General features: G+C 63.2%; 16 protein-coding genes and 2 pseudogenes. 8 read left to right on the plus strand and 10 right to left on the minus strand.

Going from position 1 to position 18771, the window contains the following annotated elements; translation table 11 throughout:
• Positions 1–18: 18 nt before the first annotated feature.
• The 4 genes from GNZ21_RS08600 to GNZ21_RS08615 all read left to right on the plus strand — a co-directional run bounded on the left by GNZ21_RS08600 (position 19) and on the right by GNZ21_RS08615 (position 3160).
• Positions 19–495 (plus strand): hypothetical protein, encoded by a 477-nt coding sequence (locus GNZ21_RS08600; RefSeq protein ID WP_157323329.1) that lies wholly within the window; start codon positions 19–21, stop codon positions 493–495.
• Positions 496–540: 45 nt separating this feature from the next.
• The gene (locus GNZ21_RS08605) at positions 541–1224 is read left to right on the plus strand and encodes a helix-turn-helix domain-containing protein (RefSeq protein WP_157323330.1); all 684 of its coding nucleotides are present in this window, start codon (positions 541–543) and stop codon (positions 1222–1224) included.
• A gap of 98 nt (positions 1225–1322) precedes the next feature.
• Positions 1323–2216, plus strand: a complete 894-nt coding sequence (locus GNZ21_RS08610) for a hypothetical protein (RefSeq protein ID WP_157323332.1) — start codon at positions 1323–1325, stop codon at positions 2214–2216.
• 110 nt (positions 2217–2326) lie between these two features.
• A complete protein-coding gene (locus GNZ21_RS08615; RefSeq protein WP_229659399.1) occupies positions 2327–3160 on the plus strand; it encodes a helix-turn-helix domain-containing protein in 834 nt (277 codons plus the stop codon).
• 12 nt (positions 3161–3172) lie between these two features.
• On the opposite strand, the gene GNZ21_RS08620 is transcribed toward GNZ21_RS08615, so the two are convergent.
• Positions 3173–3535 (minus strand): sulfate permease, encoded by a 363-nt coding sequence (locus GNZ21_RS08620; RefSeq protein ID WP_157323336.1) that lies wholly within the window; start codon positions 3533–3535, stop codon positions 3173–3175.
• 402 nt (positions 3536–3937) lie between these two features.
• On the opposite strand from GNZ21_RS08620, the gene GNZ21_RS08625 reads away from it, so the two are divergent.
• Together GNZ21_RS08625 and GNZ21_RS08630 are read left to right on the plus strand one after the other, a co-directional pair.
• Positions 3938–4915, plus strand: coding sequence for an AAA family ATPase (locus GNZ21_RS08625; RefSeq protein ID WP_157323337.1), 978 nt, complete (start codon positions 3938–3940; stop codon positions 4913–4915).
• Positions 4916–5139: 224 nt separating this feature from the next.
• Positions 5140–7428 (plus strand): S8 family peptidase, encoded by a 2289-nt coding sequence (locus GNZ21_RS08630; RefSeq protein ID WP_198345998.1) that lies wholly within the window; start codon positions 5140–5142, stop codon positions 7426–7428.
• Between the two features lie 36 nt (positions 7429–7464).
• Here the strand turns inward: GNZ21_RS08630 and GNZ21_RS08635 are convergent, their stop codons facing one another.
• From GNZ21_RS08635 to cmtR, 3 genes are all read right to left on the minus strand, one after another.
• Positions 7465–9771, minus strand: coding sequence for an AAA family ATPase (locus GNZ21_RS08635; protein WP_157323341.1), 2307 nt, complete (start codon positions 9769–9771; stop codon positions 7465–7467).
• Between the two features lie 807 nt (positions 9772–10578).
• Complete coding sequence (locus tag GNZ21_RS08640) at positions 10579–11181, minus strand: cadmium resistance transporter (protein ID WP_157323343.1); 603 nt, start codon at positions 11179–11181, stop codon at positions 10579–10581.
• Positions 11178–11537, minus strand: a complete 360-nt coding sequence (gene cmtR / locus GNZ21_RS08645) for a Cd(II)/Pb(II)-sensing metalloregulatory transcriptional regulator CmtR (RefSeq protein ID WP_006590980.1) — start codon at positions 11535–11537, stop codon at positions 11178–11180. Before cmtR ends, GNZ21_RS08640 begins: the two co-directional genes overlap by 4 nt.
• 404 nt (positions 11538–11941) lie before the next feature.
• Here cmtR and GNZ21_RS08650 point away from each other — a divergent pair, with 404 nt between their 5' ends.
• A complete protein-coding gene (locus GNZ21_RS08650) occupies positions 11942–12268 on the plus strand; it encodes a MazG nucleotide pyrophosphohydrolase domain-containing protein (protein WP_157323345.1) in 327 nt (108 codons plus the stop codon).
• A gap of 194 nt (positions 12269–12462) precedes the next feature.
• Here the strand turns inward: GNZ21_RS08650 and GNZ21_RS08655 are convergent.
• Positions 12463–12771 (minus strand): annotated as a pseudogene (locus GNZ21_RS08655) (helix-turn-helix domain-containing protein); the annotation flags it as partial.
• A gap of 405 nt (positions 12772–13176) precedes the next feature.
• Here GNZ21_RS08655 and GNZ21_RS08660 point away from each other — a divergent pair.
• Positions 13177–13597 (plus strand): annotated as a pseudogene (locus GNZ21_RS08660) (DUF302 domain-containing protein).
• A gap of 69 nt (positions 13598–13666) precedes the next feature.
• On the opposite strand, the gene GNZ21_RS08665 reads toward GNZ21_RS08660, so the two are convergent.
• The 5 genes from GNZ21_RS08665 to GNZ21_RS08685 all read right to left on the minus strand — a co-directional run bounded on the left by GNZ21_RS08665 (position 13667) and on the right by GNZ21_RS08685 (position 18533).
• Positions 13667–13945 carry a metal-sensitive transcriptional regulator gene (locus GNZ21_RS08665; RefSeq protein ID WP_044495162.1) on the minus strand — a complete coding sequence of 93 codons (279 nt, stop codon included), beginning with the start codon at positions 13943–13945 and terminating at the stop codon, positions 13667–13669.
• Positions 13946–13991: 46 nt separating this feature from the next.
• Positions 13992–14834: a sulfite exporter TauE/SafE family protein gene (locus GNZ21_RS08670; protein WP_157323347.1), complete on the minus strand. Its 843-nt coding sequence runs from the start codon at positions 14832–14834 to the stop codon at positions 13992–13994.
• Positions 14831–15502, minus strand: a complete 672-nt coding sequence (locus tag GNZ21_RS08675) for a rhodanese-like domain-containing protein (RefSeq protein ID WP_157323349.1) — start codon at positions 15500–15502, stop codon at positions 14831–14833. Before GNZ21_RS08675 ends, GNZ21_RS08670 begins: the two co-directional genes overlap by 4 nt.
• Before the next feature lie 40 nt (positions 15503–15542).
• Complete coding sequence (locus GNZ21_RS08680; protein ID WP_157323351.1) at positions 15543–16934, minus strand: MBL fold metallo-hydrolase; 1392 nt, start codon at positions 16932–16934, stop codon at positions 15543–15545.
• Positions 16935–17135: 201 nt separating this feature from the next.
• Positions 17136–18533 carry an IS30 family transposase gene (locus GNZ21_RS08685; protein ID WP_188503499.1) on the minus strand — a complete coding sequence of 466 codons (1398 nt, stop codon included), beginning with the start codon at positions 18531–18533 and terminating at the stop codon, positions 17136–17138.
• Positions 18534–18771: the final 238 nt, after the last annotated feature.

Genomic DNA, 18771 nt, shown 5'->3' on the forward strand with positions numbered 1-18771 from the left:
GGGCTACCGTGGAGAAGCATGACGGAGCGCGTCCGCGACACCGGCGATGAGTTGGTCTTCTACGACGACCAACGGACGCTCCTGCGCGTCAGCGGACCCACCCGGCTCCTGGGAGCGGCACACTGCGGCGTCCACGTTCGCACCGGCGGCAGGCTCATCGTCTCCGGGATCATCAGCCAGCGCCTCAGCATCGAATCCGGTGGGGCCTGCTATGCCTCCGGCTACATCCGCGCGATCCCGAAAGTCGCCGAAGGAGGCTTCCTCGACGTGATCGGACACCTCAACCCCGTCCGCTGGCCAGCGAACGACATCGAGGGCACCATCCTCATCGCCGTCGGCGCACGCTACGGACAGCACGTCGTCACCCCCGACGGTTCCCTTGCCCTCTACGACTCGGACGCCGCGACCCGAGTCAACGACAGCACCCCGCGGTTCCGCATCGTCCGCAGTGGCCCGATGCCGGTTCTCGCAAACTCCACTGGGACCGACTCCTGACTATGGCCCCGGGTAGAATCTTGTCTACTCGGGGAGGTGCGGACAATGGGCAGCTATACAGCTCGGCGTGGCCCCCGCACCGGGACGTTGCTGTGGCGAGTCGAGGCCGAGCCCGGCGACCTACGCATCTTGCCTGATGGAGTCATGGACCTCATGTGGTCCGAGGGTCACTTCTTGTTCGCGGGCGCGGACACCACCGCCATGATCTCGTCGTCCGAGACCGGCGGGGTGACGTGGGGGCTGAGGCTGCCACCGGGCGCCGCGCATGTTCTGCTGGGCATCCCCGCACGCGAGCTGACCGATCAGAGATTCGATCTGAGTGAGCTGATGACGGTGCCGAACATGGTGACAGAGACCGCCCACGCTGATCCCGCGGCGGCCCTGGAGCGCCTCTTCGTCACGCGCTGGGAGAAGGCCGCGCCCGAAGCGTCTGCGCTTCGACTCGCCGAATCGTTGGACAAGACCGCAAGGGCGGGCCTCAGCGTGACGGACATGGCAGACCGTCACGGCCTCTCGGAACGCACCCTGCGTCGCGTCACCGACAAGCTGTTCGGGTACGGCCCGAAGACACTCACCGCGATCCACCGCTTCCAGTACGCCCTCCACCTGGCCCGATCCGGCACCCCGCTCGCCGAGGCCGCCACAATGGCCGGATATGTCGATCAATCCCACCTGAACCGCGACGCCCAACGTCTAGCCGGAACCACTCCCGGCGCGCTCGCCGCATAAAGGCCCCCGCAAGCGGTCACTCTGTCCGGCAGCAGCATCTCCAGGGCTGGCCGATTCATCCAAGACCACAGCGCGTCATCCGTGACAGCGTGGGAAGCATGAGTATCGATATCGGGCGAGCGGCAACGTTCCTGGCAGCCCACGGACGCGTACTGGATCGACGACGCTTGGCCCTGCTCAACGGCGGGGCAAGCCCGACGGCTCGGGCGGCGGTGCTTGCCGCGGTCGACGGTTACCGCAACGGTGACGGCGGTTATGGCTGGGGCATCGAGCCCGACCTGCGAGCTCCTGAGAGCCAACCAGCCGGCGCACTTCACGCGCTGGAGGCGATCGGTGACGCCGGTGCGGAAGCGACACCGGCGACGACCCAACTGTTCGACTGGCTCTACTCGGTGACTCTTCCCGACGGCGGTCTCCCGTTCGCGCTGCCGATCGCCAACCCCGTGGCCTGCGCTCCCTTCTGGGTCGAGTCCGACCCAGAAGAGTCGTCGCTGCAGATCACGGCCGGAGTCGCCGCCCAGGCTCATCGCCTGGCCCGCGACGATCAGAAAGCGAGCGAGCATCCCTGGCTGGCACGGGTCACCCGTTACTGCTTCGATGCGATCGACCAGATGGACGAGAAGCCTTTCGCCTACGTTCTGTCGTTCGCCCTTCAGTTCCTCGATGCGGCCGCTGACAACCATCCAGAGGCCCACGAACGCCTCCAGCGTCTCGGCACGTACGTGCCTGCTGATGGTGCGATTCCGGTCGAAGGAGGTGCCGCAGGTGAGACGCTCCGTCTCCTCGACTTCGCGCCTGAGCCGGGGCGTCCGGTCCGTAGCCTTGTCGACGAGGCCGCAGTCGTCGCTGACCTGGATCGTCTGGAGAACGGGCAGCAGAGCGATGGTGGGTGGGTCGTGGACTTCACCAGCTACTCCGAGGCCGCAGCCCTCGAATGGCGCGGTTACGCAACCGTCTCGGCGGTGGCGATCCTCCGCGCCAACGGCCGATAGCAGAGACGCTCAAGGAAACCGCGGTCGGCGATAGGTGTGTGTCATTCGCCCCGATCCTCGCTCGCACGCGTTCGGTTCATCGGCCGGTCGCACCCGTCGCCTACGACTGCGTGAAGCTCATCTTCGTCCGGCACGGTTCAGCGATCCTGATCAGCGAGTTCGGTGAGAAGCCGGTCAAGGTGGGCGATGTGATCGCACTGGCCGCGAATACGCTGTGCGGCAGCGAACCTGAAGACTCGATCACCGTCACCACTCTGTACCTGGACCGCGACTACATCATCGACCAGGTGTTCTGGCAGCACGCCGCGCTTCTCACCGATCGCTGGGACGCGCAGGAGTTCGTCGACGAGCTGTACTCTGAGCCAGCCCAGATTCTCAGTCTTGGCGAGGACCGCGCCGGGATGCTGCTTCCCTGGCTGGATGAGTTGGTGGGGCTCAGCCTCGACGGGCCATCACCGGAGAAGTTCTACCGGATGCAAGCGCTCCTGTTCGCGGTCCTGGACGTGATCACGCCCTATGTGAAGACCACCGCCGTGCGCCGGTCGCCGACTCAACGGAAGTCCATACGACCGGGCATGCCTCGCCACCGGCGCTTCGCGCCGCTGCGTGCCGAAGTGCGTCGAGCTGTTGCACTGCTGCGTGACGCGCCCGCCGAGCGGTGGACGCTCGATCGTCTCGCCGACGCCGTGCACTTGTCACCGGCGCAGCTGAGCCGAGTGTTCGTTGATGCCTACGGCAAGACACCGCTGGCCTACCTAACGCTGCTTCGAGCCGAGGAGATGGCGCGACTGCTCCGGGAAACCGAGGCGACCGTCGAGCAGGCCGCCCGTGAGGTCGGATGGTCGAGTCGCAACCACGCAGCTCGTCTCTTCCGCCAGTGCGTAGGCGTGAGCCCTGGCCGGTACCGCAAGCTCAGCCGTGAGCCGCGCCGAGCGGTCGCGTGACACCCCGAAGCGTCACACGCTCTGGTAGGGACGGGCGCCAGCTGTGGCCGCGCGGTGCTCAACAAGGCGACCCCGGGACTCCGAAGCCCTCGCGCGGACGAGGAGGAACAGACTGACTGGTCCCATGATGATGAACTTCATCGAGTTCCACACCATGAGCAGAACAACCAGGTGCAGCCAACCCGGCGCACCGCCGGCGATGAGCGTGGTGACGACGCTCGCGCCGTACAGGTAGGGGAGCGCCAGAAGCATCGCTGGGATGCCCCAACGCAGCCCGCGCCGGGTGCGAATCGCGTCCAGGACGATGTTGGTAGGCATGTATCGGCGTAGGAAGTAGCGGGTGCGGACGCTGACGGTCCAGATCAAGCGGAACATGGCGACAGTCCTCTCCGAGTCTCCGGCGACAAGGAATCGAAGGACTGTCCAGCCGAGGCCGTCCGGTCGGTCACCACATCCGGTGGTGGCGTAGCAGGTAGAGGCCGCCTGCCGACAGGATATCGCGCTGTCATGAGGACCGGAAGTGCCCGACTTGTCCCGCCCCGTCGGTGTGCCGTGCGACCCTGGACCAGGCACGAGATCGAGGAGCCCGCACGGCCGACGGGATCCGGGAGCGCCGAAGCTGCACGGAGGTTCTCGATGCGCCGGGTCCGCCCAGATGTATTGAGGACCGTTTGACTCTGAAGAAGGGGGCGGCAGCGGCGCGGCTCACGACCAGGCTGAGCCCGCGATCGGTACGATAGAACAACGATGACCATCTGAGGACGAGGAGCGTGGAGCATGGCACGAGGAGACCTGCTCTTGGCTCTCGTGCAGTCCGGCGCAGGTGGCGACGACCTTGCCTTCCGCCGTGCAGCCGAAGCGTTGATCGCCGAGGAAGAGAATAAGAAGCACAACGTGCTTGCCTCGCAACTTACCGACGCATTGCGACGGAAGCGTTCGGGGGCAACTAGCAGCGTGACGGCGCTTGCTCGGAACGAGGCCACGCGAGGCCTTTTCCATGAGCAAGAGCCGCAACGGCGACTATCCGACCTGGTCCTACCGGTCGAAGCCCGCCAGGCCGTCAGCCAGCTCGTCGAAGAGCATCACCGACGCGATCTTCTACGAAGCCACGGAGTGGAACCTCGCCATCGCCTGCTCTTTGTTGGGCCACCCGGCGGCGGCAAGACGTCGTTGGCAGAGGCGGTCGCGACCGAGCTGGCGGTGCCCTTGCTTAGCGTGCGTTATGAGGGCCTGATCGGCAGCTTCCTCGGAGAAACTGCTTCAAGAATGGAAGCACTTTTCGATGCAGTTCGAGTTCGACCATGCGTCCTCTTCTTCGACGAGTTCGACGTCGTTGCAAAAGAGCGCGGTGATACGCACGAGACGGGAGAGATCAAGCGAGTCGTAAGCTCGCTGTTGCTCCAGGTCGACCGACTGCCGAGTCACGTCATCGTCATCGCCGCCACCAATCACGCAGAACTGCTCGATCGCGCCGTGTGGCGGCGCATGCAACTTCGACTCGACCTTCCGTATCCCACGAGAGCCGGAAAAATCGAGTGGTTGCAGGCGTGGACTGCACGTACGGGAGTGAGCCTTGGACTCACGCCGAGGACTGTTGCAGATCGCCTCGGGCGGGTCAGCTTCGCCGAGCTCGAAGAGTTTGCGCTCGATGTGCAGCGACGTTCCATACTTTCGGGGCCGGAGCCAGACTCCGTGGCTGTCGTTCAGCAGTTGCTCAAACAGTGGGCCAGCCGCGCTAGCGTCAGCGAGAGCTAATGCCACCGGACGACGGGGCTTCGACGTCGAGGCCTGTCATTCTGGGAAGGATCGCCGCACCGCGACCAATTCGACCGCCCAGAGGTGGCGGAGGGCGTGCTCGTTTCGCAGACCCCGAGGCGCGGTCCCGGCGTATCGACCTACGCTTCGATGAAGCGAGTGCCGCCCTCGGCGACCAGATTCAGATATCCGAGTCGATCCACGCGGCCGATCCTCAGCTGGTCTTGGTTTTCGAAGCGCTTGACGAGCAGCTTGACCTAAGTGCCGTAGCCGAGAAGGTCGGCATTGAGATCCTCGTTGAGGCTGAGAATGCGATATCACCCGACGATGATTTCCAACTCGTCAGTCAGCAACCGCGGAATCCGTACATCTCCTCATGTCTCCACGCCGTCTGCACGAATCAGCAAGCATTCAACAATTTGCTTTCTTTATGGCGTGCCTGGAGGGAGACTGAGCAGCTTCCTCGGGGCTACTCGCCGCTGCGCGACCTCTTCGCGCATCTGAAAGACATACGGCCGTGGGGGCCGCAAGATCGGCTCAGAACGATCGACTGGGACGAGTACTTCGCCGGGCGCATTGACGACCGACCACACAACATTGAGATTGAACTGTGGTATCGACGCAGCTCCCGAACACGCGAAGAGAGCCAGCGTCAGGTTACCGCCCTCATCGAGCAAGCGGGTGGTCAAGTCACAACGACCGCAATCATCGACCAGATCGGCTACCACGGTCTCAAGTGCACCGTCCCAACTCAGATGCTCCGCGACCTCGCTTCGGGCAATCATGACGCCGTACGCGTCGTCAGATCGACTAACGTGATGTATTTGCGCGTGGCCGGACAAGCCCTACCGGTTGTCGGCCCGCCGACCGACGTGCAGGGTCAGACCGATGGTGAGAGGTCAACAGGCGATCCGGTCCTCTGCCTTCTGGACGGCGCCCCGGCAGCAAACCACCCCCTGCTCCGCGACCGAGTCATCGTCCATGACCCCGACGACCTGCTTGGCAGAGCCACTGTCGACGAACTCAGGCACGGGACATGGATGACCTCGGTAGCGGTGTGGGGGGACCGCGGAGCAAACGAGCTGCCGGCCAGACGCCCTGTACTTGTCCGTCCGGTCCTGACCCCCGCCGATGACACGCTCAACCGATCCGAGGAACTACCGCCGACCGAGTTGGTTCCCGATCTGATGTGGCGCACCTTCCGCGAGTTGTTCGAAGGTACTGACACTCAGCCCGCGGCGGGTGAGAGCATCGCCATTGTCAATATCTCGATAGGTGACCCGGCATCGCCTTTCGACACGATCTTGTCCTCGTGGTCGCGGATGATCGACTGGCTGAGCTACGAGTACGGCGTGGTCGTGATCGTGTCAGCGGGAAACCATCCGAATCTCACACTGAGCCCGACAACATCGAGCGAAGTCGCCGCATTAAGTGGCGCTGACCGACGCCAAGCCATACTTGACGCGCTACACCGACAACAGAACGAGCGCAGGCTCCTGGCGCCAGCAGAGTCCGTCAACGCTCTCAGTGTCGGTGCGATTCATGACGATGCCTCGTCCGCCGCGCCGCAGGGCTACGCCGTCGATCCCACCGACGGCCTGCTATCTATCAGCCCCGTCTCGCCTACTGGGAGCGGGTATCGCAGGAGCATCAAGCCAGACCTCGCTGCCAACGGCGGTCGCGTGTTCTTCCGCGACGGCTTCACTGCTCAGGAATCCGTCGCCTTCACGGGCGTCTCTGCACTCGGACCTGGCATTCGAGTCGCGACACCCACCCAGTTCCGCGAGACACACATCGCTGGAACGAGCCCTGCCGCCGCGTTGGTCTCGAAGCGGGCCGCACGCCTTCATGACGTGATCGACGAGATCACCGCGGGCGTTCCCATTACCCGCAGGCAGCGAGCCTCGGCGATCAAGGCGCTCCTGGTTCATGGATCGGCCTGGCCGCAGGATCTGGCCCACCACCCGATACCAGCAGAGATCGCTCTCGGCAATGGAGCTGCTGTTCGCGACTACGCCGACGGCTGCGCCACCAACGAGGCCGTAGTCATCTTCCTTGGGACCATCGGAGCTGCTGAGGAACAAGAACTCCTCTTTCCGTTGCCAGACGGATTGAGCGTTCGCGAGACGAAGCGCATCGATGCGACCCTTGCGTGGCTCACGCCAGTGAACTGGCGGCACCGGCAATACCGCAAGGCCGCGCTGTCGTTCGTCAAACCGGCGGGATCGATTCCAGCGTTGGGGACGCCGAGTGGTCTGGCGTCGGACGTGACGACGCGAGGCGCATCTTCTGTTCAACACCAGTCTTGGGAGATGGAGAAGGCCTTTGCCTCTGGGCAGGGTTCGAGTATGGCCGTCCGTGTCAAGTGCTACGAGCAGGCAGGTGGGCTGCTCGGTGAACGTGTCGACTTCGCCGTCGCTCTCTCACTGTGGGTTGCTCCCGCCCTCAATGTCGACGTGTACAGCCAGGTTAGGACACAGGTTGAAACTCGCGTGCCCATCCTGCCGCAGTGATTGCTTCACTGTCCTGAGACCGAGCCCAGAGGGCGGCTAACTCGACTGGACGGCATTGGTGACGCCATAGCTCAGGGCGTAGAGGCGATCCCGGAGAGCCTGAGGATCGGGGAGTGTCGAACGCGGCTCATCAGCAAGTCTGAAGTCCCGCTGAATCTTGCGAATGTCATCGAGAACCTTGTCTGCTTCAGCCGCATCCCGTGGAAGCTGAGCGGTCAGGTTCTCCAGCAGTGCGGTTACCTCGTTCTTGCGGATGTTGTTCGGGTGGTCCGCAATGAAGTTCTTACGAAGACGCTTGATGATGGTGGAGATCTTGGCGTGGGCATGGTTACGCATTGCCTCGCGTTGCTTGGATTCGATCAGGGCGAGGGTAGGTCGGAAGTTCTCGTACAGCTCCCGCTGAGCCTTGAGCGTGGCTTTGCTGTCAAGGGCGAGGTCGATCACTGACCTCGCGAAGGGTACCTTTTCGACCTCTAGCGGCCGTTTGAGATCACCCTTCTGGCTGGCTTCGACTGCCGCCTTCTGTAGTAGCTTGAAGGTCTTCTCACCCTTGACTGTCTTCACGTCGGACCAATTCGCCAGGAAGGCTTCCGCTTGGTCACGGGGAAGGACCGTTTGAGCGAGCTTCTTGATGGCCTCGTTCGCAAGTGAAATCGGAACAAGATCCTCCAACTCCACGATGCCTTCACGGTCCTCCCCGTCTATCGTGGCAGCGACCGTGAACATCAGAGACTCCGGCAGGAGTCCCTTCATGGCTCTAACATCTTCGATGGCCTTCAGGCCGTCCGTGTCGTTGTCAACAAGGACGAGCACCGCCGGCTTATCTTCGTCGCGGCCGCGAGCGAGGTGGACCATGTATGAGACGTTGCCCGCGCCGCCGCAGGGCACCAGGGTGAGGGTGTTCAGGTCGAGCGCGTCGCCATCGGGAGAGACCTTGCGGGCGATGGCGCTGGCACCCGCGAGAAGTATCGGGTCGGCCTGGCCTTCAAGCATGAGATTGCAGGAACTGATGAAGGTCGTCTCGGCGACGAAACCGCCAAGGGACGAACGAAGCGGCTCATAGTGATTGCGTCCCGCGTTGTTAACTACGCGAGTCCCTTCCTCGCCGTCGCCCTTCTCCAGAACCCGGATTCGTTCGGCATGGTTCTTATCGATCAGAAACGGCGAGTGCGTTACGTACACGACTTGCACGGGCGTTGTCCGATCGTCCTCGGGATGCGCGAATGCCCGGAAGATCCGCAGTAGATCCTGCTGTCCGGAGTTTGACAAGAAGGCATCGGGCTCATCCATGAGGAGGATCTCGCCATCATCCGCCGTGTGCGATAGGTACTGCACGAAGTAGCTGAGGAAGTACTTGAGGCCCTGGCTTCGCTCCTTGAACGTATAGTCACTGCCTGTGCGGTCGCGGATCGTGAAAACAAGGTCGAAATCGCGCAGTCGGAGTCGCAAGGCAAAATCTCTGTCTTGAGTCCACCACCGTCTGAAGTTAAGAGAGTCCGCAAGCTTGCGGTTCATCTTGTCAACGAGCGCCTCGGCATAGCCCTCAGACGTGTGTACGGCGTTCTTCAACTCGGCAAACTCGGATGGTGTGATGCCGGCAACGTCGATCAACAACCGACGAGCCAAGTCCCACTGGTCGATTAGATCTTGGTCAGGCGTGCCATCTTTGCCGTCATAGGCGGGGCGGGTTCCACTGCCCGGTGTTTCTTCAAGCGCCTCGGGGTTGTCGCGAACGAACAGCATCCGCGAGAGCCAACCTTGCCTGGTTCGGTTCGTCCTCGAGTGGTCCCCCGCCAGATACGCGATCTCGACGCTGTCAGGTAGAGGTATCCGAGCGTCGATCCTGAAGGACTTTGGCAGTTCCAGCGCGTCCGGAACCTCATCCAGCTCGACCAGTTCGTCGCCGAGATAGATGACGATGCGGTCATGGAAACGGAACAGGTGGAAGGAATCGACTTCTGTAGCTTCCCACTCCTGCAGGCCGAGGATGACCTCGGCTTGCTCTGGCGTCAAGTCTGCGAACTCTCCTCCGAATTCTGGCAGCTCGGGTGCGTTGTCTTCGTTGAACTCCGTGGAGTACCGGCAGAAGTCGCGTTTGACGTAACCTTCGCCCGTGAGAAGGGCCTCGATGGCACTGAGTAGCTGGCTCTTTCCCGCTTCATTCGCGCCCACCACCGTCGTTACTTCGGGTTCCAGCGGGACTCGCACGAAAGGAAAAAACAGCTCTTCCGCACCAAGCTGGTCCCACGGATCAGGACGCGCGGTGTCATCCTCCCGGCTCTTTCGGAGGTAGTCGAAGTTGAACGACCGGAAGAACCGGATGTACAAGGTCGTCAGTCTCATCGGTCGCTCCTACCCGTCGTTGCGCACGGCCGAGGCGACCGTGCTCTTAGGGTATCGAGATGCGTCGGCATCGATGCCGAGATCGGAGTCGGGGCACAACGTGTCGCGGCCCTACGGTCGTGCCTGCGATGCAAGTGCCACCCGGACAGAACCTTGTCACGGGCTGGACACCGACCGCACTAGCGTGGACGACCATGGGCGTCGCGCGTGGCGACTCCTCGGCCGAGGAGGTAGCGACGAACGGTACCTGCGGAGAACCCGAGATTGGTGCCAACACGTTCGAGCGACTCGCCCGCCGCGTACCGGCGCACCATCTCGTCTACGTCGCAGGCGGACGGTGTCGCGCGCCGCAACCGCACGCCGCGGGCACGAAGCAGGGCCGCTAGTCGTTGCCGGCTGACGTCAAGGTCAGCGGCAATCTCGCCGAGCGTCGCTCCGGCCTCGTAGCGAACCTCAGCTGCAAGCAGGACCGCCTCGCTGACCCGTGTCTGCTGCCGGATGAGGGGCGGCTCACGGCGAGCGAAACTCTTGGTCCTCTGTCTGATCTGCCAGTGCATCATGGCTATGTGAACCAGAGGCGGGGCAAGTTTCGATAGTGCTCCCGTTAGGTCCACAAATGTTCTGTCTCAGAACATTGGAAACACCCTGAACCCATGGTGTGGCTTCGTTCGCTTGGTGGCGGGGTTTTTGCAGCGCTCCGTGGCGGTCTTGTTGCCGCGATCACGCAGGACTGGCTGCAGGTAGGTGTCGCGGTCTGAACCGAGATGGGTGCGCCCGGTCGGGGCCGTTTGGATCGCTGCCGCTACGTCAGAGTCCGAAGGCTCCGCCGCTGACGAGGATCGCGATGCCGAGGCCGATGAGAACGATGGGGAAGAGGATGTGCTCCCAGCGTTCGAGCACTTCGGCGATCGGGGGGCGGGTGGCGACGAACTTTGCCAGGGCCACCAGGACCGCGACGAGCGCGAGGAAGACGATGCAGTAGGCGACTACTGCGAGAGGTTCCACGCTGAGGAAGACAGGGGTGTAGACGCCGATGTTGTCGCCGCCGTTGGCAAGGGTGACGCCTGCGACTGTCCATACGCCGACCTTCTTGTCGGCAACCTTGGCCTCGTCGTCATCGTCGTCATCGTCTCCGCGCCAGGCCTGCCATGCGGCCCAGAGGCCGAGGCCCAGAGGGATGAGACCGAAGTACGGGATGGCTGCCGAGGGCAGGAATGCTCCGGCACCGATGGTCACCAGGACCGCGGCACCGAGGATGCCGGCGAATCCGAGGTACTGGCCGGCCAGAATGCGGGCGGTAGTGCCGCGCTGGCCTGCCCCTCGCGCGAAGAAGAGGGAGAGCACGATGATGTCGTCGATGTTGGTCGCTGCGAACAGGCCCATCGCCTGCAAGACCGAGGTGAGGATCATGCGCCCTCCCCAGCTGCGTCGCATCCGGGAAGCGAGCAGGCGGGATCGATGCACGGGGCGTCTTCGTCCACTGCCAGGGTGGCATCGACCAGTGCCGTCAGCGCCTGCGCCAGGTGCGAATCGGCGATCTCATATCGTGTCCGACGACCCTCGGGCTCGGAGACGACGATCCCGCAATCGCGCAGGCATGCCAGGTGGTTGGACACGTTCGGGCGTGTCAGGTCCAGATCTCGGGCCAGTTCCGCCGGGTAAGCGGGATGGTCGAGCAGGGTCAAGATGATCCGGGATCGAGTGGGGTCGGCCAGTGCACGACCCAGGCGGTTCATCACGTCGAGACGCGAAGCAATAGTCAGCATGAACTGAACTATACAGCGCGCACTGAACACTCGGTCACAGGCGTCAGCCCAGATCGCATGCCCGTAAGGGGGTCGGTCATCGTGCGCGATCGGCTTCGCCGAGGCCTTGCGCCCTTGTCATCGCTGGGATGCCCGTTTACCCCGCCCGAAGAGAATGCCCGCAGGGGCGCCCTATCTGCTACCCATATCGCCGCGCAGATCACGACAGCTGCGAGCTAAACCCCCGTGCCCCGCTACCGGTGATAGAGATCTACTTCAGCTCCAGATGACGCCCGGTCGCCGACGGGCGACGGTCAGTGCGTCTACTGGGAGAAACCTCAATCTCGTGACCGGATCCCGCTGTTGCACCTTCACGGCGGACCAGGCGGAGCTCGCGTCCGGTCTGGGTGCGTAGCATCGTCCAGATGCACCTCAACGACATCGCCCTCCGAATCGAGAACCTGTCTATCCAGTACGCCGAGGTGTACGGGATCAACCGTTCTGCCGACTGGGCTCTCCTCAAACTCACAGAAGAGGTCGGTGAACTCGCCCAAGCCCACCTCACCGCGACCGGTCAGAGCAGAAATCGTGGCCTGAGCACAGAAGAACAGCAGCAACTCGTGGCCAACGAGCTCGGAGACGTCCTCGGAATGTGCCTGGTCTACGCGAAGCAGCTCGGGATCGACCCAGAAGTGGCCATTGCAGAAAAGTGGTTCCGCCACGAGAAGGTCCCAGCAGCCTCGCCGGAGTGATCTCGCGCGTAGGGGCTCTCGAGGAAATAGAGACACTGCTGTGCCCTCAACCCTGGGCGGCCGGGGTGTCCCTCCGGGCGAGTCTGAGGATTACGACAAGTTAGTGAGACAGACCGCGTCTCACCGAGAGGTCATTCCCCATGTCAGCAGATCGCCTGTGTGACAAGATCCGCGGGATCCTACAGCTAGCAGGGTCGCGACGTGACCGAGGGCGCGACCCCGGTCGCAGCGGCAATCTGGACCTGGCCGAGGCGTTTACGAAGCCGCAGGGACACGATCCGCTTCGTCACCGCCGGCGAGGTCTTCGCTGGCATCCGGTGAGGACGACTGGAACGATCGGTCATCAGTTCCCCGGCTGCGTACCAGGTCGCCCAGCGCTTCACGGTGGGCCAGGCGCATTGGAACCGGGCTGCGACTTCGGAGACCGGAACGCCTTGATCAACGACGAGCTGCGCGACCTTCAGGCGGTGACGCCGAGTCAGAGCAGCGTTAGCGTGGGACATGGGAGCCTCCTGTGCGTGAGCGGATACCTAGGCAGTTCCACTCCACCGCAGGAGGCTCTCCATGCGCCAGGCTTCAGATCAGCGAATCACACTGGCTCAACCAACGTCCCCGGTCAGTACATCTAGACCAGGAGATCATCGAGCGCCTTCAGCTTTACGCGGGAAAACCTGCCTCGGAGATCTCCGGACGCATCCGACAGCTAGAGCGCGAGTGGGACTTCGAGCGCGTCCTTGAACTCAACGCGTCGTCCCTGGCATTCCTGGGAAAGGTGCTCGGGGTAACCGTCAACAGAAAATGGCTGCTGCTGCCAGGCACCGTTCTGTCGTTTCTCTTTCAGCACTCCGTGCGAGGGTGGTGCCCGCCTGTGGTTCTCTTCCGCCCCGAGGAGGAGACGATCATGTCTTATTACCCGCACCCTCACTATCCGGTTGCCCTACGCCGAAGCCGTAGAACGTACACGCGAGGCCTTGGCAGAACAGAGCTTCGGCATCCTCAGCGAGATTGATGTCAAGGCCACCTTTGAGAAGAAGTTAGGCGCGGAATCCGCCGAGGCCCTCGGTGACTACTGTTATCTTGGAGGCCTGTAACCAAGGACTAACCAGTAAGGCCCTCGCCGCCGAGCCTCAACTCGGCGCATTGTTGCCGTGCAATGTCATGGTCCGTCGCGGCATCGAAGGCGACCAGAGCATCATCTATGCGGTCGATCCTCAGACCCTGGTACAGCTCAGCGACGCTCCCCAGGTGCGCGAAGTCGCCGACGCTCGATTGCGTGCAGCCTTAACCTCACTGGCCAGCGCCGACCCCATCACGCCTGAATCTCTATGACGGACTAGGGCTGGTCGGCCTCTCCACGTCAGAGATCAACCCGGACCCATCTGGCGGCCTGTTCCCCTTTCAGGCCAGGGACAGGAACAGCTTCTCCAGCTCTTCCACCGTGAGTCCATCCTCGGTGTCCGCGGCCCGTTCTGGTTCAGTGACGCAGAACTGCATCGCTGAGGACACCACGGCGAACCCGGCCCGGTCCAATGCCGTGGACACGGCCGAAAGCTGGGTAACCACGTCGCGGCAGCTTCCGCCGTTCTCCACCGCGTTGATCACCGAGTCCAGCTGGCCGCGAGCTCGCTTCAGACGGTTCACGATCTTGCGCTGGGTCTCTGGATCCGCTTCTCTCATGATTCTCTCCTGTTTCTCGCGCTGCCTGGTGTCTCTCTGGTTGTCTCTATGATGTCAACAATTGTCCGCGTCGGCGGTACAACAGGATCCCCAGCAGCGCCACAATGGCCACCGCTGCCGCCACCCCGTAGGCCAGCGGCAGTTCTTGCAGGAACACCACCACGCCCATAACCAGCACCAGGTACCCAAAGGTCTTCTTCAGCGCCTTATCTGGGACATGCTTGCCCAGCACAGTCCCGATAAGTGCCCCGATCACCGTGATCGCGGTGATCATCAGCACCGGTACCCAGTCGATGCTCACCGAGGTCAGGTACCCGGCCAGGCCGGTGAAGGACTTCATCGAGATGATCAGCAAGGAGGTAGCCACTGCAGCGGGCATAGACAGCCCACCCAGCAGCACCAGCGCCGGGACCACCAGGAATCCACCGCCGGCGCCGACCATGCCGGTCACCAGACCGACCACCAGTCCTTCGGCGAGGATCTTGCCCAGGGGCAGCTTCTTCCGCTCCTCACCAGTCTGGGTGACTTTGCGGTCCATGATCATCGCCAACGCGGTGGCGACCATCATGGCGCCGAAGGCCACCATCAGCACCACACTGGGCAGCTGACTCCCCAGAAGTCCACCGCCGAAGGCCCCGACCATCGCCGCCGCCCCGAAGATGAATCCGGTCCGCCATTGCACATTGCCACGCCTGGCGTGAGCCAGGACACTGACTGCGGAGGTCACCCCGATGATGAACATGGACGCAGCAATGGCCTCATGCGCAGGGAAGCCTGCCACGTAGGTCAGCAGCGGAACGGCGAGGATGGTGCCCCCGCCGCCGAGCAGGCCCAGGGAGAGCCCGATCCCGACGGCGAGGACCATCGCCAGAATCAGACCCCCGTTCATCCTCGCAACGCTTGGGTTTGGCCTGCCTGGATCGCGGTGGAGCGTGGGATCTCGGCCAGCAGCTTCTCCACCGTGGGATCAGCCTCGACCTTGTTCCACGGCATCTTGTTTAACACCGCAGCCATCGCGCAGGAATCAGTGAGCGCGGAGAAGGTCAGCCCGGCACCGATCGCGCCGGCCAGGTAACCGACCTTCGGTGAGATCAGCTTGCTGCCCAAGAACCCGGTGAGCACCAGGGAACCGGCGACCATCCGGACCTGGCGGTCCATGGCCCAACGCTGCTGACCCCGGTGGGTGTGCTGGCTGTGCTGTGCCTCCATCGCGACGACGCCGCCCTCGAGCACCCGAGCGGTGTCAACACCTGCAGCACGCAGCAGCTGCAGGGCCTGGTTGGCGCGGTTGCCGGTCTGGCAGATCAGCACGATCTCACCGCTGAACTGCTCGGCCAGGGCCTCCTTGTTCTTCTGCAATAGGTCCAACGGGATGTTGTGTGATCCGGGGACCCGCAGCGACTCATACTCCGCGGGTGTGCGCACGTCCACCAACAGCGGAGCCTGCTCGGACTGGAGCTTCTCGGCGAGCTCGCTCGGGCTTATGGGCGCGGTGGCCGCGGAGGTTGGCGTCGACGTGGTGGTGCCAGTGCTTACAGGGTTCGTGGTGGTAGCCATAGGGCGGGAGGTTCCTCTCGAAAACGAATGGGGTTGTGTCTTAGTTGGAATGCTTGTATTCCGACCAGCCGGCGTAGCTGCCGACCAGTTCCCGGACGTCGTAGCCCTGCCGGCGCAGCGCGCTGGCCGCCACCGAGTTCCGAGTCCCGGACTGGCAGTAGGTCACGATCGGACCGCTCTTAGGCAGCTGGTCCTGATGCCAGAGCACCCGTCCGGCGCTGAGCTGCTTGGAGCCCGGGATGTGACCGGCGGCGTGCTCGGACTTGTTGCGCACATCCAACAGAAGCGCCGGCTCGAAGTCCTCGAGCTCCGCCGGGGTGATGGTCGCCGGCTGAATCTTGGGCAGATCGGCGAGGCTGATCGTATAACCCTTCACCCGGTCGATGCCCACCCGCATGAGGTGATTGCGCATGGTCTCAGCCTGGTCCTGATCCTCAGCAAGGAGGATCAGCGGCCGGGTCTCGGTTTCGGGGTCATAGGCCCAGGCGCCGAAGCTGGCGAACTTGCCGCCGGCCGGGATATTCAGTGCCCCGAGGACGGTGCCCTTCTTGACCTCGTCGTTGGTGCGGGTGTCCACGAAGATCGCCCGGTCCTCCTCCAGGGCGCTACGCACCTGGTCTGAGGTGAACGCCTTCAGTGGAGACAGCGGACCCAGCACGGCGGGGCCTTCTTTGTTCTCGCGCTTCATCCGCCCGAAGTAGGCGTGAGCGTCAGGCTGACCATCGAGGAGCTCGTCGATGAAGCCCTGCTCGTCATCGGCGGCAAGGTGCTTGGACCACCAGGCGTTGGCCCGCTCGTAGCCGACCGTGGTGGCCGGCAGTGCGCCCAGGGCCTTGCCGCAGGCGCTGCCTGCGCCGTGGCCGGGATAGACCAAGATGTGGTCGGGCAGGGTGAGGAACTCGTTCTTCAGGCTGGCATAGAGCTGCTTGGCACCTTCGAAGCGGGTGTCCTCTCCCCCGGCAGCCTCATCGAGCAGGTCCGGGCGGCCGAGATCTCCGGCGAAGACGAAGTCTCCGGAGATCATATAGCCGGGGTCATCGCTGAAGGCGCCGTCGGTCACCAGGAACACCAGATGCTCGGGGGTGTGGCCGGGGGTGTGACGGGCCTCCACGCGGATGTTGCCCAGGGTGATCACGTCACCGTGCTTCAGCCGGGTGGCATCGAAGCCGTACTGCCAGTCCTCGCCCCCCTCGCCGGAGACGAACGCTTCGGCACCTGCCGCGGCCGCGAGCTCACGGGTGCCGGAGAGGTAGTCGGCGTGGATATGGGTCTCGGCGACCTTAGTGATGCGCATGCCATGGTTCGCGGCGAGATCGAAGTATTCGCCGACGTCGCGGCGGGCGTCGATGACCATGGCTTCACCGGTGGCCTGGCAGCCGATGAAGTAGCTGGCCTGGGCAAGGTCCTCGTCGTAGATGCGTTCTAGAAGCATGAGATCGCTCCCCTTCCTGACAGTCGATGGATACCCCGGGGGGTATGTATGCAAGTCTGACATATACCCTCGGGGGTATACAAGTCGGGGCTGAAGCGCCCTGGGTTTCTTGGAGACTCCATTGCTTGGAAAGGATCATGGAGTCATGACCGAAGCATGAACAGCTGCGCTGTCACAGCGATGCAGGATCTCAAGCCGTATTCAACGGGTCGTCGCAACAGTGTGTTGTTGGACTGAGCGTAGTTGATCGGCGAACGCCTCGGCGGGAGTGCGCCACCCCAAGATCCCGCGTGACCGGTTGTTCATGGCGGTGGCGATAGCTGCGATCTCGGTGGCGTTCCACCTGGAGAGGTCAGTGCCTTTCGGGAAGTATTGCCGAAGCAGACCATTGAGGTGCTCGTTGGAGCCACGCTGCCAGGGACTCTTCGCGTCAGCGAAGTACACCGGCAGCCCAGTCTCCTTTGTCAGCAGCGCATGTGCCGAGAGCTCTTTGCCGCGGTCCCAGGTCAAAGAACGGCGCAGCTGATCAGGCAGATGGGTGATCGACTTCGCCAGAGCGTCTTTCATGGTCAACGCCCCATACCCCGCCAGTGCCGGGCCGTTCTTCGTTGGTCGAATTTGCCCGTACCCGGCCTGGCGGGGCAGGTGGACCAGCATCGCGTAGCGGGTGGTGCGCTCGATCAACGTGGCCACGGCCGAACGCTTCAACCCGATGATCAGGTCACCTTCCCAGTGCCCGGCGATCTTGCGGTCCTCGACCTCCGTGGGACGCTTCTCAAGCACCGTCTCCGCAGTCACGTGCGCCCAGGCTTGTTGGCGGGTTCTCGCTCTCGGCGTCCGTTTGGCCCGGCCTCGGCGCAGGTGCCAGGACTGCTTGCGCTCAAGCCCGCCACGGCCCTCAACGTAGAGCGCCTGGTAGATCGCCTCATGGGAGATCCGCATCGACTCATTCTCAGGGAAGTCCAAGGGCAGGCGCCGAGCGATCTGCTGAGGGCTCCAGCCGGTGACCCACTCCCGGTCCCCGCGGTGAGGTTTGTTCTTTCCATCCCAGATCGGCCCGGTGGGGCCGACGATCTCACCTTCGGCGGTGACGATTTCACCGCTGAGCTTGTCTTGGACGTACTGGCGTAACTGGTGGTGGGTGACCAGCTTCGCGGTCTTGGGTCGCTTGGCTCGGCGTTCGGTGTGCCACTGCGCTGTTGATGCTTTGTACTCCAGGCGGTAGGTGCAAGTGGAGGCGTTACGGCGCAATTCCCGAGAAATGGTCGACGGGCTGCGGCCCAGTCGCTTTGCGATCTCACGGACTCCGACTTCCTGGGCGCGCCATAAGGCGATGTCCTCCCGCTCAGCTGAGGAGAGGTATCGTCCGGAGGTGGTGGGTGCCAGTCGTGGATTCACTCCACCAGCATGCTTGAACCAGCGGTGAGCTACAGGCTCTGAAATCCCAGCGGCGACCGCGGCTTCTCGAGTCTTCGCGCCGGCCGCGATAGCTTCCCAGAAGCGGACTATGTCCTGACGCCACGCGATGCTGGGGCGTCCTGGCGAGAACATGAGCCCTCGCTCTTCCCTGATCTTCTTCTGCCTCGGACTAGTGCCCATCGAACACCTCCATCGGGTAGGTGCTGCGACGACCAGTTGAATACGGCCAGTTCCGGTCGCGGAAGTTCGTGCACGCTCTGGACCGTCATCACCTCATCGGTTCGATGGGGCAGGTCGGTGCCGTCGGCTTATCCGGCTAATTGGGGTTCTTTTGGGCTATTGGCCGGTTAATCTTTAAGGGGTATCCATTTAGGTGCCAAAGCCCTGATCAGCGTCAGTTGAGGGTCTGTGAGCGCGG

This window comes from Nesterenkonia alkaliphila (assembly GCF_009758175.1).
GTDB lineage: Bacteria > Actinomycetota > Actinomycetes > Actinomycetales > Micrococcaceae > Nesterenkonia > Nesterenkonia alkaliphila.